The sequence below is a fragment of the Longimicrobium terrae genome, from assembly GCF_014202995.1.
Classification (GTDB): Bacteria; Gemmatimonadota; Gemmatimonadetes; order Longimicrobiales; family Longimicrobiaceae; genus Longimicrobium; species Longimicrobium terrae.
Genome location: NZ_JACHIA010000002.1, coordinates 80,149 through 92,556 on the forward strand (window position 1 = coordinate 80,149; position 12,408 = coordinate 92,556).

At 64.6% G+C, this 12,408-nt stretch carries 14 protein-coding genes and 1 pseudogene; 14 read left to right on the forward strand and 1 reads right to left on the reverse strand.

Annotated features, from left to right (window positions below; genetic code table 11):
• Window positions 1–16 precede the first annotated feature (16 nt).
• The 5 genes from sdhC (at window position 17) to HNQ61_RS03920 (ending at window position 4,957) form a co-directional block, all read left to right on the forward strand.
• Complete coding sequence (gene sdhC / locus HNQ61_RS03900; protein ID WP_170038112.1) at window positions 17–526, forward strand: succinate dehydrogenase, cytochrome b556 subunit; 510 nt, start codon at window positions 17–19, stop codon at window positions 524–526.
• Window positions 523–975, forward strand: coding sequence for a succinate dehydrogenase, hydrophobic membrane anchor protein (locus tag HNQ61_RS03905; RefSeq protein WP_170038110.1), 453 nt, complete (start codon window positions 523–525; stop codon window positions 973–975). Before sdhC ends, HNQ61_RS03905 begins: the two co-directional genes overlap by 4 nt.
• A complete protein-coding gene (sdhA, locus tag HNQ61_RS03910) occupies window positions 975–2,711 on the forward strand; it encodes a succinate dehydrogenase flavoprotein subunit (protein WP_170040399.1) in 1,737 nt (578 codons plus the stop codon). The genes HNQ61_RS03905 and sdhA overlap by 1 nt, the downstream gene beginning before the upstream one ends.
• The gene (locus tag HNQ61_RS03915) at window positions 2,711–3,541 is read left to right on the forward strand and encodes a succinate dehydrogenase iron-sulfur subunit (protein WP_170038108.1); all 831 of its coding nucleotides are present in this window, start codon (window positions 2,711–2,713) and stop codon (window positions 3,539–3,541) included. Before sdhA ends, HNQ61_RS03915 begins: the two co-directional genes overlap by 1 nt.
• Before the next feature lie 1,263 nt (window positions 3,542–4,804).
• The gene (locus HNQ61_RS03920) at window positions 4,805–4,957 is read left to right on the forward strand and encodes a hypothetical protein (RefSeq protein WP_170036013.1); all 153 of its coding nucleotides are present in this window, start codon (window positions 4,805–4,807) and stop codon (window positions 4,955–4,957) included.
• A 93-nt stretch (window positions 4,958–5,050) separates the two neighbouring features.
• Here HNQ61_RS03920 and HNQ61_RS03925 read toward each other — a convergent pair whose 3' ends face one another.
• Window positions 5,051–5,251: a hypothetical protein gene (locus HNQ61_RS03925; RefSeq protein ID WP_170038106.1), complete on the reverse strand. Its 201-nt coding sequence runs from the start codon at window positions 5,249–5,251 to the stop codon at window positions 5,051–5,053.
• A gap of 924 nt (window positions 5,252–6,175) precedes the next feature.
• Here HNQ61_RS03925 and HNQ61_RS03930 point away from each other — a divergent pair.
• From HNQ61_RS03930 to HNQ61_RS03970, 9 genes and pseudogenes are all read left to right on the forward strand, one after another.
• Window positions 6,176–6,532, forward strand: coding sequence for a hypothetical protein (locus HNQ61_RS03930; RefSeq protein WP_170038104.1), 357 nt, complete (start codon window positions 6,176–6,178; stop codon window positions 6,530–6,532).
• A 23-nt stretch (window positions 6,533–6,555) separates the two neighbouring features.
• Window positions 6,556–6,651: pseudogene (locus HNQ61_RS29795) on the forward strand (succinate dehydrogenase iron-sulfur subunit); the annotation flags it as partial.
• A gap of 173 nt (window positions 6,652–6,824) precedes the next feature.
• Complete coding sequence (locus HNQ61_RS03935; protein ID WP_170038103.1) at window positions 6,825–7,808, forward strand: DUF4238 domain-containing protein; 984 nt, start codon at window positions 6,825–6,827, stop codon at window positions 7,806–7,808.
• Between the two features lie 551 nt (window positions 7,809–8,359).
• A complete protein-coding gene (locus HNQ61_RS03940; RefSeq protein WP_170038101.1) occupies window positions 8,360–8,584 on the forward strand; it encodes a hypothetical protein in 225 nt (74 codons plus the stop codon).
• Between the two features lie 162 nt (window positions 8,585–8,746).
• Window positions 8,747–9,367 carry a hypothetical protein gene (locus HNQ61_RS03945; protein ID WP_170038099.1) on the forward strand — a complete coding sequence of 207 codons (621 nt, stop codon included), beginning with the start codon at window positions 8,747–8,749 and terminating at the stop codon, window positions 9,365–9,367.
• Window positions 9,368–9,589: 222 nt separating this feature from the next.
• Window positions 9,590–9,940, forward strand: a complete 351-nt coding sequence (locus tag HNQ61_RS03955) for a barstar family protein (RefSeq protein WP_170038097.1) — start codon at window positions 9,590–9,592, stop codon at window positions 9,938–9,940.
• Window positions 9,941–10,084: 144 nt separating this feature from the next.
• Window positions 10,085–10,633 (forward strand): AAA family ATPase, encoded by a 549-nt coding sequence (locus tag HNQ61_RS03960; RefSeq protein ID WP_170038095.1) that lies wholly within the window; start codon window positions 10,085–10,087, stop codon window positions 10,631–10,633.
• Window positions 10,634–10,871: 238 nt separating this feature from the next.
• Window positions 10,872–11,438: a hypothetical protein gene (locus HNQ61_RS03965; protein ID WP_170038093.1), complete on the forward strand. Its 567-nt coding sequence runs from the start codon at window positions 10,872–10,874 to the stop codon at window positions 11,436–11,438.
• A 226-nt stretch (window positions 11,439–11,664) separates the two neighbouring features.
• Entirely contained in the window at window positions 11,665–12,225 is a 561-nt protein-coding gene (locus HNQ61_RS03970; protein ID WP_170038091.1) for a dihydrofolate reductase family protein, read from the forward strand.
• Window positions 12,226–12,408: the final 183 nt, after the last annotated feature.

Below are 12,408 nucleotides of genomic sequence, written 5' to 3' on the forward strand. Positions count from 1 at the left end.
GGACGGAGCACCGAACATGGCGACCGAATACCGAGCCAGATCCTTCAGCCAGGGGCTGCGCTACAAGGGCAACGCCGGGATGTGGACCTGGCTGCTGCACCGCGTGACCGGCCTGGGCATCCTGCTGTTCCTCATCATCCACGTGGCCGACACGGCGCTGGTGGTGTACCGGCCCGACTGGTACGACCACGCGCTGGACCTGTACCGCAGCCCCCTCTTCCGCGTGGCGGAGCTGGGGATCTTCTTCGCGGTCATGTTCCACGCCTTCAACGGCCTGCGCATCATCATCCAGGACTTCTGGCCCATCGCCATGCTGCACCAGCGGCGCCTGGCGCACGTGGCCATCGGCATGACGGCGGTGCTCATGCTCCCCGTCGCGTGGATGATGCTGGCCCCGCTCTTCGGCCTGGCGGATGAGCCGGGCACCGAGCGCGCCCGCCAGCGCCAGCTGAACGGTGGCGTTCCGGTGGAGGCCTCCGCGGCGCCCGCGCCCGTGGCCCCCGTGAGCCTGGAGGGTGCGCGATGAGCACCACCGAGATCCACGTCGAGGACACCGGGCGCGGCGAGCGCCGGCCAGGCGGCGGCTACCAGTCGCCCGAGGGCGAGCTGGCCAAGAAGGGCAAGTTCGAGCTCTACTCGTGGCTGTTCATGCGCGTGTCGGGGCTGCTGCTGATCTTCATGGCGTTGTACCACCTGGTGTGGTGGAACCTGATGATCGGCGTGGAGCACCTGAGCGCCGAAGTGGTGCTGGCGCGGTGGAACAACCCGCTGTGGCGCCTCTTCAACATCGGCCTCGCCAGCTTCGCCCTGCTGCACGGGCTGAACGGCGCCCGGTACTCGGTGGAGGACTACGTCCGCAATCCCAAGACGCGGCACATCGTCAAGATGGTACTCTACACCGTCGTGGGGCTGACGCTGGCGTGGGGCGTGTTCGCGCTGCTGACCTTTGACTTCACCCGCGGCCTGCGGTCATGATCCATACTCATACGTACGACGCGCTGGTGGTGGGCGGGGGCGGGGCGGGGATGATGAGTGCCATCTACCTGTCGCGCACGCCCGGACTGCGCACGGCCGTCATCTCCAAGCTGTACCCCACGCGGTCGCACACCGGTGCGGCGCAGGGCGGCGTGTGCGCGGCGCTGGCCAACCTGGAAGAGGACCATCCGGAGTGGCACGCCTTTGATACGGTCAAGGGCTCCGACTACCTGGGCGACCAGGACGCCATCGCGGCGATGTGCGAGGAAGCCATTCCCGTCATCATCGAGCTGGAGCACATGGGGCTCCCGTTCAGCCGCACCCCGGACGGCAAGATCGCGCAGCGCCCCTTTGGCGGGCACACGCACCACTTCGGGCAGGGCCCCGTTCGCCGCAGCTGCTACGCGGCGGACCGCACCGGGCACATGATCCTGCAGACGCTCTACCAGAACTGCATCAAGCAGGGGGTGGAGTTCTACGACGAGTTCCAGGTGCTGGACATCATCACCGCCGACGACGGGCGCTGCTGCGGCTGCGTGGCGTACGAGGTGGCGACGGGCGACCTGCACGTCTTTCACGCCAAGGCGGTGGAATTCGCCACGGGCGGCTTCGGGCGGGTCTGGTCGATTACCTCCAACGCGCACGCCAACACGGGTGACGGCGTGGCGATCGCCCTGCGCCGGGGCATCCCGCTGGAGGACATGGAGTTCTACCAGTTCCATCCCACCGGCATCTACCGCCTGGGGATCCTGATTACCGAGGGCGTGCGCGGCGAGGGCGGAATCCTGCGCAACGACCACGGCGAGCGGTTCATGGAGCGGTACGCGCCGACGATGAAGGACCTGGCGTCGCGCGACGTGGTGGCCCGCGCCATCAGCCAGGAGATCCGCGACGGCCGGGGCATCAACGGCAAGAAGTACGTGTACCTCGACGCCACGCACCTGGGCGCCGACGTCATCGAGAACAAGCTGCCCGACATCGCCGACTTCTGCCGCACGTACCTGGGCATTGATCCGGTCAAGCAGCCCATGCCCATTCAGCCCACGGCGCACTACGCCATGGGCGGCATTCCCACGGACGCGCAGTGCCGCGCGCTGTCGGACGCCAACAACACGGTGCTGGCGGGGCTGTACGCGGCCGGCGAAACGGCGTGCGTGTCCGTGCATGGCGCCAACCGTCTGGGCACCAACTCGCTGCTGGACCTGGTGGTCTTCGGCCGGCGCGGCGGGATCGCCATGGCGGAGTACTGCGCGACGGCGGACCTGCCCAAGCTGCCGAAGAACCCGGAGGATTTCGCGCGCGAGCAGCTGGAGCGCATCCGCGGCGTGCCCAAGGGCGAGCCGGCGGCGCGCCTGCGCGAGGAGATGCAGGACGTGATGCAGGACGACGTCGGCATCTACCGCACGAACGAAGGCATGGCGAATGCACTGGCCAAGGTGCGCGAGCTCAAGCAGCGCTTTGCGGGCGTGAGCATCGTGGACAAGGGAACGCGCTTCAACACGGACCTGCTGGAGGCCTGGGAACTCAGCAACCTGCTGGACCTGGCCGAGGTCACGGCGCTGAGCGCGCTGAACCGCACGGAAAGCCGCGGCGCCCACATGCGCGAGGACTTTGAGACGCGCGATGACGTGAACTGGCTCAAGCACACGTTCGTCACCCAGCGGAACGGGGAGATGGAGATCACCTACAAGCCGGTGACCATCACCCAGTTCCAGCCCAAGGAGAGGGTGTACTGATGGCCGCTCCCACACAGTCCCGGCCCGGCGTCGCGGGCGGCGCGGCTTCCGTGCGCGCCGCCGCCAAGGCGGGTGCGCACTCGCGCATCACGCTGCGCATCTTTCGCTTCAACCCGGACACCGACGAAAAGCCGGTGTACCGCGAGTACACGGTGGATGCCGACCCCACGGACCGGGTTCTGGACGCGCTGAACCAGGTGAAGTGGTACGAGGACGGCACCCTCACCTACCGCCGCAGCTGCGCCCACGGCATCTGCGGGTCCGACGCCATGCGCATCAACGGCGTGAACCGTCTGGCGTGCAAGGTCCTCATCCGGGACGTTGGAAACAGCGTCACCATCGAGCCGCTGATGGGGTTCCGGGTGATAAAGGACATGGTGGTGGACATGGAGCCGTTCTTTGCGCAGTACCGCTCCGTGATGCCGTTTCTGATCAACGACTCGCCGGTTCCCACGGACGGCCGCGAGCGCCGGCAGACGGTGTCGGACCGCGAAAAGTTCGACGATACCACCAAGTGCATTCTGTGCGCGGCCTGCACCACGAGCTGCCCCAGCTTCTGGGCGGACGACAACTTCGTGGGTCCGGCGGCGATCGTGAACGCGCACCGCTTCATCTTTGACTCGCGCGACGGGTCGGGCGATGAGCGGCTGGAGATTCTGAACGACCGTGAGGGCGTGTGGCGCTGCCGCACGATCTTCAACTGCACGGAAGCCTGCCCGCGCGAGATCCGCATCACCAAGGCGATCGGCGAGGTGAAGCAGGCCATCCTCAAGGGCGGCGCTCATAACGTCACCGTCCGCCAGCCCGCCTCCGCGCACGCCGCCGGCTGATCGACGGATGCTGGACGATGCACGACAAACCGGCCCCGCGGCGAGAACGCCGCGGGGCCGGTTTTGTACGGGTTCCGTTCACAGCGGCGTTCTCATGCCGGAGGTTGTGACGGTTGAACTCCGATAGATTGTGCAAATGCGCCTTAATCTTGTGGCGAGTATTGCGATGCGGGCCGGAATGTGGCTGGTCCGCTCGTGCGGGTCGCCCCCCGCGCTACGCTGGATGACAACGTTGCCCGCCGTTTCGCCCCTTACGTTCGTGCGCCGTAGGTCGCTCATGGCGGGCATCACAGCCGTTCTCTGCGCAGCCTGCACAGCGGGTTCCGGGCGAAGCCGTGTTACGCCGCTGGCCGCCACGCTCCGCCCGCTTAGTACGCGTTCGCCCGTACCCCTGCTCGTGTGGGAGTACTCGCCCGTCGAGTCTCTGGGTACCAGCCGGAACTTCATGCTCGCTGCGTACGACGACGGCCTCATCATCTTCCGCGCGCCGGGGGGTGGCGGCTACCGCACCGTCACCGACACGGCACTCGTGCGGCGGCTGTACGGGAGCGCGGCGGAGCGGACCGCCTATGCGGAGCTTCGCGACGTCCAGATGCCGCCTGAGTGGCAGGTCCTCGACGGAGCGATTGAATCGCTATGCCTCTGGACCGGCGGGGCAATGCGTTGCCATCACTTGAACAACCCCTGGAGCGAGCACATCGGGCGGCCGGATGCCTGCGCGGGGCTCGCCCACGACACCACGTCGTACGACGGGCGGCAGCGCTGGACGGACTGTCGACAGTTGAACGCCGCACACGCCACACTGCCCGACCCTGTTACCGCCTACTACCGGCGGGCCCATGATGCCGTGCAGGAGCAGGCAAGTACCGCCGCGGCATGGACGGGCCCCGTGTTTCTCGAAGTTACGAAAACCGAGTGCATGGACGGCGTGCGAACGCAGACGCCATGGCCGGAGGACGTGCCCCGTCCTCGCGAAGGAGAAAAGGCAGGCGACGTGGGGCCGAGCGGCGCGCGCCGCATCATGGTGACGGAGGAGCAAGCGTGGAGGCTGCGCGAGGTGGATCTTGCGGACTACCGAGATTGCCTCGTCTCCGATGGCTCAGCGTGGAGGTGGTGGGCGTACTTCCAACTGCCGAATCTCGGGGTCAAGTGGGTATGGAATCAAAAAGGGCCGGTCACGCATCTGACTTCTCTGTGCTGTGATCGCCGGCTTCACGCATGCGGCGGACGACGGCTGAGGATTCCGCACAGCCATGAGGCGCGTTGCGCTGCCGCACGGGCTTCAACTGCACGGAAGCCTGCCCGCGCGAGATCCGCATTACCAAGGCGATCGGCGAGGTGAAGCAGGCCATCCTCAAGGGCGGCGCCCAGAACGTCACCGTCCGCCAGCCCGTCTCGGCGCACGCCGCCGGCTGATCGGTGCGTTCGGACGATGCACGACAAACCGGCCCCGCGACGTTCTCGCCGCGGGGCCGGTTTTTACGAATCGTTCAGCGCACCCGCACCGTGTCAGAACTCGGCGCAGGTGGTCTTCGAGACCGGAGGGGGGCAGAACCGGGCGATGTACGACGCGCCGGTGGTGCAGCCGCACGAGGCGTACGGCGGGGTGGGTGCCTCGTACGCGTCCACCGTGCCGGCCCCGCGGGTTTCGGGCGAAACGGGGAACGACTCCACGGCCAGCGTGTCGAGGTCGAGCTGCATCTTTCGCATCGGTGTCTCCTGGTAACACGTGATCGGCGTTCCGGGGCGGCGTTCGTCGCCCTGCGTGACGCTGAGCTGGTGGACGGGCGTCCACGGTCTGCCAAGATGGTGATTGACGGTTTATGGCGCAAGATGAGAAGAGTGCTGTGTGTGGTACGCGCCCGAGATTCAACCGGAGCCCTCTCCGCCGCCGCACAGATCATTGCTGCGCCCGATATGCGTCTGAACAGCCACGCGGGCGTGGGGCGCTGCCGCACGGGCTTCAGCTGCACCGAGGCCCCCGCGCGAGAGCCGCATCACCAAAGCGACCGGCGGGGTGAAGCAGGCCATCCTCACGGGCGGCCCCCGGAACGTCACCGTCCGAAAGCCGCACACGGCGCACGCGGGCTGATTGCGGATCGCTGGACGACACGCACGACAGACCGGCCCCGCGGCGTCCACGTTGCGGGGCCGGTTTTTGCTCGTTCCCATTCGCCAGCCCGCCGCACACCACGGTTGAGCGGCCGTGCTTTCGCCCGGCACGCCCTTGGGCATCAAGACGGATGGCGGCCGGAGTCGCATCCGCCAGTTCGGGCAACCTTCTACGTCTCAGCGTCACAGTGACGGTCGATATGTCCAACCCGCCTGACTCACAGCATTGCCCGATCTGCGGATCAGACGTGCGGCCCAACGCGCGATATCCAGCGTACGTTTGCAGCGCGTGTGTGAGGCGCGCGACCGCCGAGGACGGGCGAGCGGTTGCGTTCTGCAACGGGAGCATGTTTGGCGGGTGCATCGGGAAATACGTCGCAACCGACGAGGAGTACCCCAGCGACCTCTGCTTCATCGACGGCGTGGTGTGCCGCGCGCGGGAGGCACGGTTTGGCGGAATCGTCGTTCAGCCCTTGGATCCCCCAATGCCCGGGGCGCAGGAAACCCACTCGTGAGCACTCGATGCTGAATCGCCGGATCCCTGCGGATGAGCAGATGGACGCGGTGCTGACCGGCCGGTTCGGACCTTTGCTGGATCGCTATCGGCTCTCCCGCGAAGCGCTCCGGCACAAATGGTCCGTGTCGCTCGACGACATCGTGTCCCGAGCGCGGCAGCGCGGCCTGGAGTCGTTCGTGCGAGATGCCCCTCCGGGCGACGGCGTGCACCTGGTTCGCCGCGCGGGCGGGTACGGGGTAACCATTGTCGATCACGGATGCCAGCTGTTCGAAGAACGATTCGAATCGCTGGAAGCCGCGGTTACGTACTGGATCGAGGCGCGGCTCGGCGGATTACGGCTGCCGCACGATGGCGGGCGCTGATGATTCGTTCGCGCCGGGAATAGCGCTGCCGCACGCTCTTCAACTGCACGGAAGCCTGCCCGCGCGAGATCCGCATCACCAAGGCGATCGGCGAGGTGAAGCAGGCCATCCTCAAGGGCGGCGCCCAGAAACTCACCGTCCGCCAGCCCGCCTCCGCGCATGCCGCCAGCCGAGCGGGTCGTTTGGACGATGCACTACCCGACCGCCCCCGCGGTCGCCACCCTGTGCGCATGCGCCTGATCCACTGAGCTTTTGTCGCTCGGTACTCCACAAACTCTCGCGTATAATCCGGATGACTAACTACCGCCGACAACATTGGGTTCCACAATCGTATCTACGTCGCTTCTCACCAGACCAAGGCCATGTCTGGATGTTTGACAAGCCGACTGGACGCGTAGCGTTTCCGAATGTTCGGGACGTCTGCCAGGCTAAGTTCTACAATGACGGTTTTCTGCGGGACCAACAGGGGACACTTCCTGACGATGTTTCGCCTGACACGTTTGAACGGCAGTTCGGGACGTGGGAGGATGCGTTCAATGAAGTGATAAACGCGGCTTTGCGTGTCGCCGACGGTAAGGGAGCTAGCCTTGAAGAAAGGCAGACGATGGCGATCTGTGTAGCAATTCAATTAGCGCGTACGCCTCAGTTTCGGCAGCAGATCTCAGAACGTATAGGTGAATTACTCATCGAGGATGCTACGATATTCCTGGAGAAAAAGAACCCTGGAATAACCAAAGATCTTCAGCTGGATCTTACATTACCTCCTGAGTGGGTGGGGGCGCTACACCAGCAATTTCTCTGGCAAAGCGGCGAGATACCGGAGATTGCGACGGATCTCTTTTATTATATCTGGCGAATTGGTGTAAACGTAGCCGATCTGCCACTCTGTACATCAGACCACCCTGTGATGGGATTTGTTCATGACGTGTTAAGCAACTCTTCTCCTTCGCGCGAGATGACGGGCAATGGCGGCATTCTGAAGAACCTGCTGCTGGGGCGAACTAGCATGTACGGACTTGAGATAATCTATCCGCTGAGTCCGAGGGTGGCGCTGCTCATGTATCATCCCGATTACTTCCACGCCATGCACGATGTTCAGGGTCGACGAAAAGCTCTCCACCGAAATGATGTGCTTCACTACAATGCACTCCAATTGCTGAACGCTGATAGACAAGTCTACTCCTGTGAAAACAATTTCGAGATCATACGAGCCCACGCCTCCACGTACGCTGAGGCGGATACACACGGCCGTCCGGACGCAGAGCCGCAAGCCTAAGGCGGCACTGCAGGCGACATCCGGCGCGGAACCGCGGCCTTGGCAGAGTTGCGTCAGCCACGCTTGCGGCTGGACTTCGGGATAGCTTCTCGCTCACGGCCGCCGCCGGCTTCCCTGCAGCTGCCGCGCACTCTTCAGGTAAGCGGTGCCACCCCTCGTGCCTGCGCCCACTGCATCGCCCCATCCCTCGCGTCGCGCAGGCGGCTGCCGAACTCGAGCACCGAGCAAGTCCATCGCCAGTTCGTCCTGCGGCGCGTAGCGGGCGAGCTTGATTCAGGAGTTCGCCACCGCTTCGAGTGCGCCGAACCGGTCCTTCAGGATCTCCAGGAGCCGCATCGGCGAGGGCCGGGGCTGCTGCTGTTCCATGCTGAACTCCATCTCTTGACCCGCGCCGCCGGGCAGGGCTACTCTACGGATCGGACGGCTCCTGGGTCGTTCATGTGAAGCTGGTCGTGTCTTCTTGCCGGGAGAGCGGCCAGCCTTCTCTTCCGCCCCGTTGTCTATATCATCATAGACGGCCGGCGGGCTGTCAACGAGCGCATAGACGAGAGATGAACTTCAAGACGGCCACGGATCAACTTACCGACTGCCTTAGTCACGCCGACATCGCCGTAGCAGCCGGCGTGTCGGTTCAATCGATCCGTCAAGCGCGTCTCGACCCATCGAATCCAAACTTTCGCTCGCCTCCTAGCGACTGGAAAAGCGTCCTGGCCAAGCTGGCAACAGAAAGGGGTGAACGCTGGACCGAACTGGCGAAGGAACTGGAGCGCGAATAAGCGCGCTACGAGTTGGCAAGCTGCTGCAGCTTCTGGGATAACATGCGGCTGCGGTAGGCCGCGGCGCTCTCCATGCTTTCGGCGGACGAGAGGCTTGCGTGTCGACCCCGCGCTGCTGATCCTCGAGGAATTATGCCGCTCCCCCTGATCGATCCCGCCACCATGATGCACTTCTACGATCGTCTCCGCGAAGTTGACCGGTACAAAAACACATTGGCAGAGGGCCTGCGAGTTGTACTTGGTGGCTGGGCCGATGTGCAGACCGAGTGGGATGCGATCCTTCCAGAGGAGAGAGCGTATTTCCCCTATCGGAAACCCCACGCACGTCGGATGTACTCTCCTGCAGTTGACATCGCCGTCGGACCATTCGCGGTTAGGCGTCAGTACATCAGCGAGTATGATGAGCTACTCGCCGTGAATCGCCCATTCATCGAGTCCTTGGCTGACGAGCACCAGCGCAACGTCGGTGCCTTCGGAAGCGACTTCCACGGACCTGATTTCCAAGCACTCCAATATGGTAACCTGAACGCGCGTTGCTTCGTCGCCGTGGAGATCGAAAAGGGGAACGCCGCGGCCAAGTACCTGATCGGAAGTGCGCTTAACGCCGCAGCGCTTGGCCGGGTTGGGATTGTTGTCTGCTGGTCCGAGGACCGCTTGCACACTCTCTTACGGATTCGCGAGTACCTGTGCCTCCTAATGGCGCTTGAGAAGAACGCGTTCAGTCCGAGGAATCTTCTCGTTCTTACCCGAGGTCAGATGGACGCTGTCGTGGCCTCATCGTAGTCGAGTCGTCCGGACGCGTTCAATTCGCGCTCAGTGGCGGCTGATGAACGGGTTGCGGTCTGCGGAGCGCTGCATCCCCTCGGGCGAGGAGAGGCTTGCGCGCCGCCCCCGCACCCCTGACCCTTGTGTCGTCAGGCCGCTGGGCAGACATGGCAGCAGTTGCAGGTGCTCCGTCACCTTGAGAGTTTCCATGACACCCCGACTTCGTCGCAAGGAAAGCGAATGGCACGCATCCGCATCAACACCGCCGCGATCTCCGATGAGACGAGCTTCCATGCGGAGTTCGACCGGGCGCTCGGCTTTCCGGGCTGGTATGGCGAGAACATGAACGCCTGGATCGATTGCATGTCATACCTGCGGGAGGAGGATTCAGCGGGAATGGCGAATGTGACCCTTGGGCGGGAAGAGGTCCTCTTGGTCGAACTGCCCGACGCGGAGCGCTGGCGCGCGCAGTTCCCAGCGATCGCCGCGGAGCTCTGGGACTGCACGGCGATCGTGAACCGCCGCTACGTGAATGATGGCGAATCGCCTGCGATCGCGCTGGTACCGGTTGACGCTCGTGCAGCTATCTGACGACGCGCTACGCCGCGCAACTTATCTATGGCCGGGCCGCGGCCTGACAATCGGCTGCAGGGGATGCGGACGAAAGGCTTGCGCGCCGGCCCCGCACCCCTGACCCTCGGGTCGTCAGCCCGTCCAACTATCCACGCGGTTTCGATGTCCTTTCAACTTGTAGTGCTCTACGGCCGGCCCGGTGTCGGAAAGCTCACGATTGGCCGGCACCTCGCCGAGCGTACCGGCTTCCGGCTGTTCCATAACCACCTCGCCTTTGATCTCGCGCTATCGCTGTTCAAGTTCGGCAGCCCGGAGTTCATCGAGCTTCGCGAGGAGGTCTGGCTTTCCTCACTCACACGTGCAGCTTCCTCCGGTTTATCCGGCGTGATCTTCACGTTTGCACCGGAGATTACCGTCCCGGACGTATTCATTCCGACGCTCCAGGAGCGGATCAACGGTGCAGGTGGCGTGGTCAGCTTCGTGGAACTGGGATGTGCGCCTGATGAGCTCCACCGGCGCCTGGAGCAGCCGGATCGCGCGAAGTACGCGAAACTAAAAGGCATCGCAAAATATCAGATGGCTGCCGCGCAGGGTCGCTTCGATCGCCCGATCATGCCAACGCCGGATCATCCCGTTGATACGACGCATCTGTCAGCCGATGAGTCCGCTGAAAGTATTGCCGAGTTTCTCGCCAGGAGCGCGCCCGCCTGACAATCGGTTGCAGGGAACGAATCCGCACCTATGTTTCGATTCCGAAGACTGTGGCACGCTATGGTGCAGGCCCGGGCTCACTCCTGACCATCGGCTGCGTGGGAGGTGGCTTGCATGCTTTCGGCCTGCGGACAGGCTGCGCGTCTGGCCCCACACCCTGGCCCTCGTTGGGCGCCCGCCCTCTTGAACTGCCATGGGGTGGGCCAAGCGGGTACCCATGTCTCCGAGCGTTTGAAAGATGTCCCGTTCGTCCGTCTACTGCCGCCGATTCGCTCAAGGAATCGTTCTCGCCGCAACCCTCGCCATCAGTTCGTGTCGGAGCGCGTATGTTGCCGCCGACACGGCGTACCAGCGTGCACAGGATCCCGTCCGCCTCGCCGCCGCGGATTCCCTCCGGGCGCTTGTCCGCGAGTACCACCAACGCAGCGGCGGCCACCTTCCGTTCGAGGAACGAGCGGACTCCGGTCCCTTCATGATTGTGATCGGCCGCAGTGAGGCTCACGAAGATGAGATGGCGCGGACGCCCGCCCTGCGGCGCGGCGCCCGTTGGGGAAACTCCGGTGAACTGGAGGCCGAACTCAGCCGGGTGCTCGAACGCTCCGTCTCGCTTCCACGTGAGCCCCAGCGTGTCGCCACGTTCGCTCCGAATGTGTATCTCTACTTCATCGCTGGGCGGGAGTACTGTGTTGTGGTTCACCTTTTCGAGCCATCCTCCCTCTCGGTTCCCTATCCTTTCGGCGACGCCACATTCCACAGCCACGCGATCTGCGAGCAAGCACCGGAACCGGGGAATTCTGCCAGCTGACCCGTTTGGTAGAGCAGCCACGCCACGATTTCGGTCAGACGCCGCATCCTGCAGTCCGCCGCCGTCGCGTGCCAATCGGCCACAGGGTAGAGTCGTACATGCCGTCGGGCGTTATGAGAGTCTTGCGCGGCGGCCCGCGCGCCCTGACCCTTGTGGCGTTCGCCGCTGCCAGGTACTCGTCGACAAGCGACATCCAGCGGAACACCCAACTCGGAATCGAACTCACATGGGACTTCTGACCTTCAGCCTCAACGTCACCCTGGACGGCTGCGTAGACCACCAGGAGGGAATCGCCGATGACGAGACACACGCCTTCTTTACCCGCATGATGGATGAGGGCGGGGCGATGCTCTGGGGCCGCGTCACCTACGAGATGATGGAGGGCTACTGGCCGGCGGTCGCCCGCGGCGACGAGGATGCGCCGCCCGCGATCCGCGAGTGGGCGGTCAAGCTGGAGACCAAGCCGAAGTACGTGGTGTCGTCGACGCGAACCGACTTTCCGTGGACAAACAGCCATCACGTCACCGGCGACCTGCGCACGAGCGTGCAGCAGCTCAAGGCCGCGACCCCTGCCGGCGTGCTCCTCGGCAGCGGCAAGCTCGCGACCGAGTTGGACCGGCTGGATCTGATCGACGAATACAAGTTCCTCGTCCAGCCCCGGATCGCCGGTCACGGCCCCACCCTGTACCAGAGCGGGCTGTCCAGCACGCGACGGCTCGAGCTGGTCTCGTCCACGCCGCTCCGCAACGGCGCGGTCGCCATGCACTACCGGCGCGCGGGCAGCTGACGAGCGGATGCAGGCGACCGGGGGCGCTTCCTGCTTTCGGCCGAGCGCCGGGCAGGTTTCTAGCGCCCTCGGGCACCCCTGACCCCTTGTACCGACAGGTGCCCGCGATGCTATCTGGCAGTGCAACACACGTCGTGGATCGCTACTGGGCTCGCTTTCTCGGGTGTGAGCCCGGGGAACTGC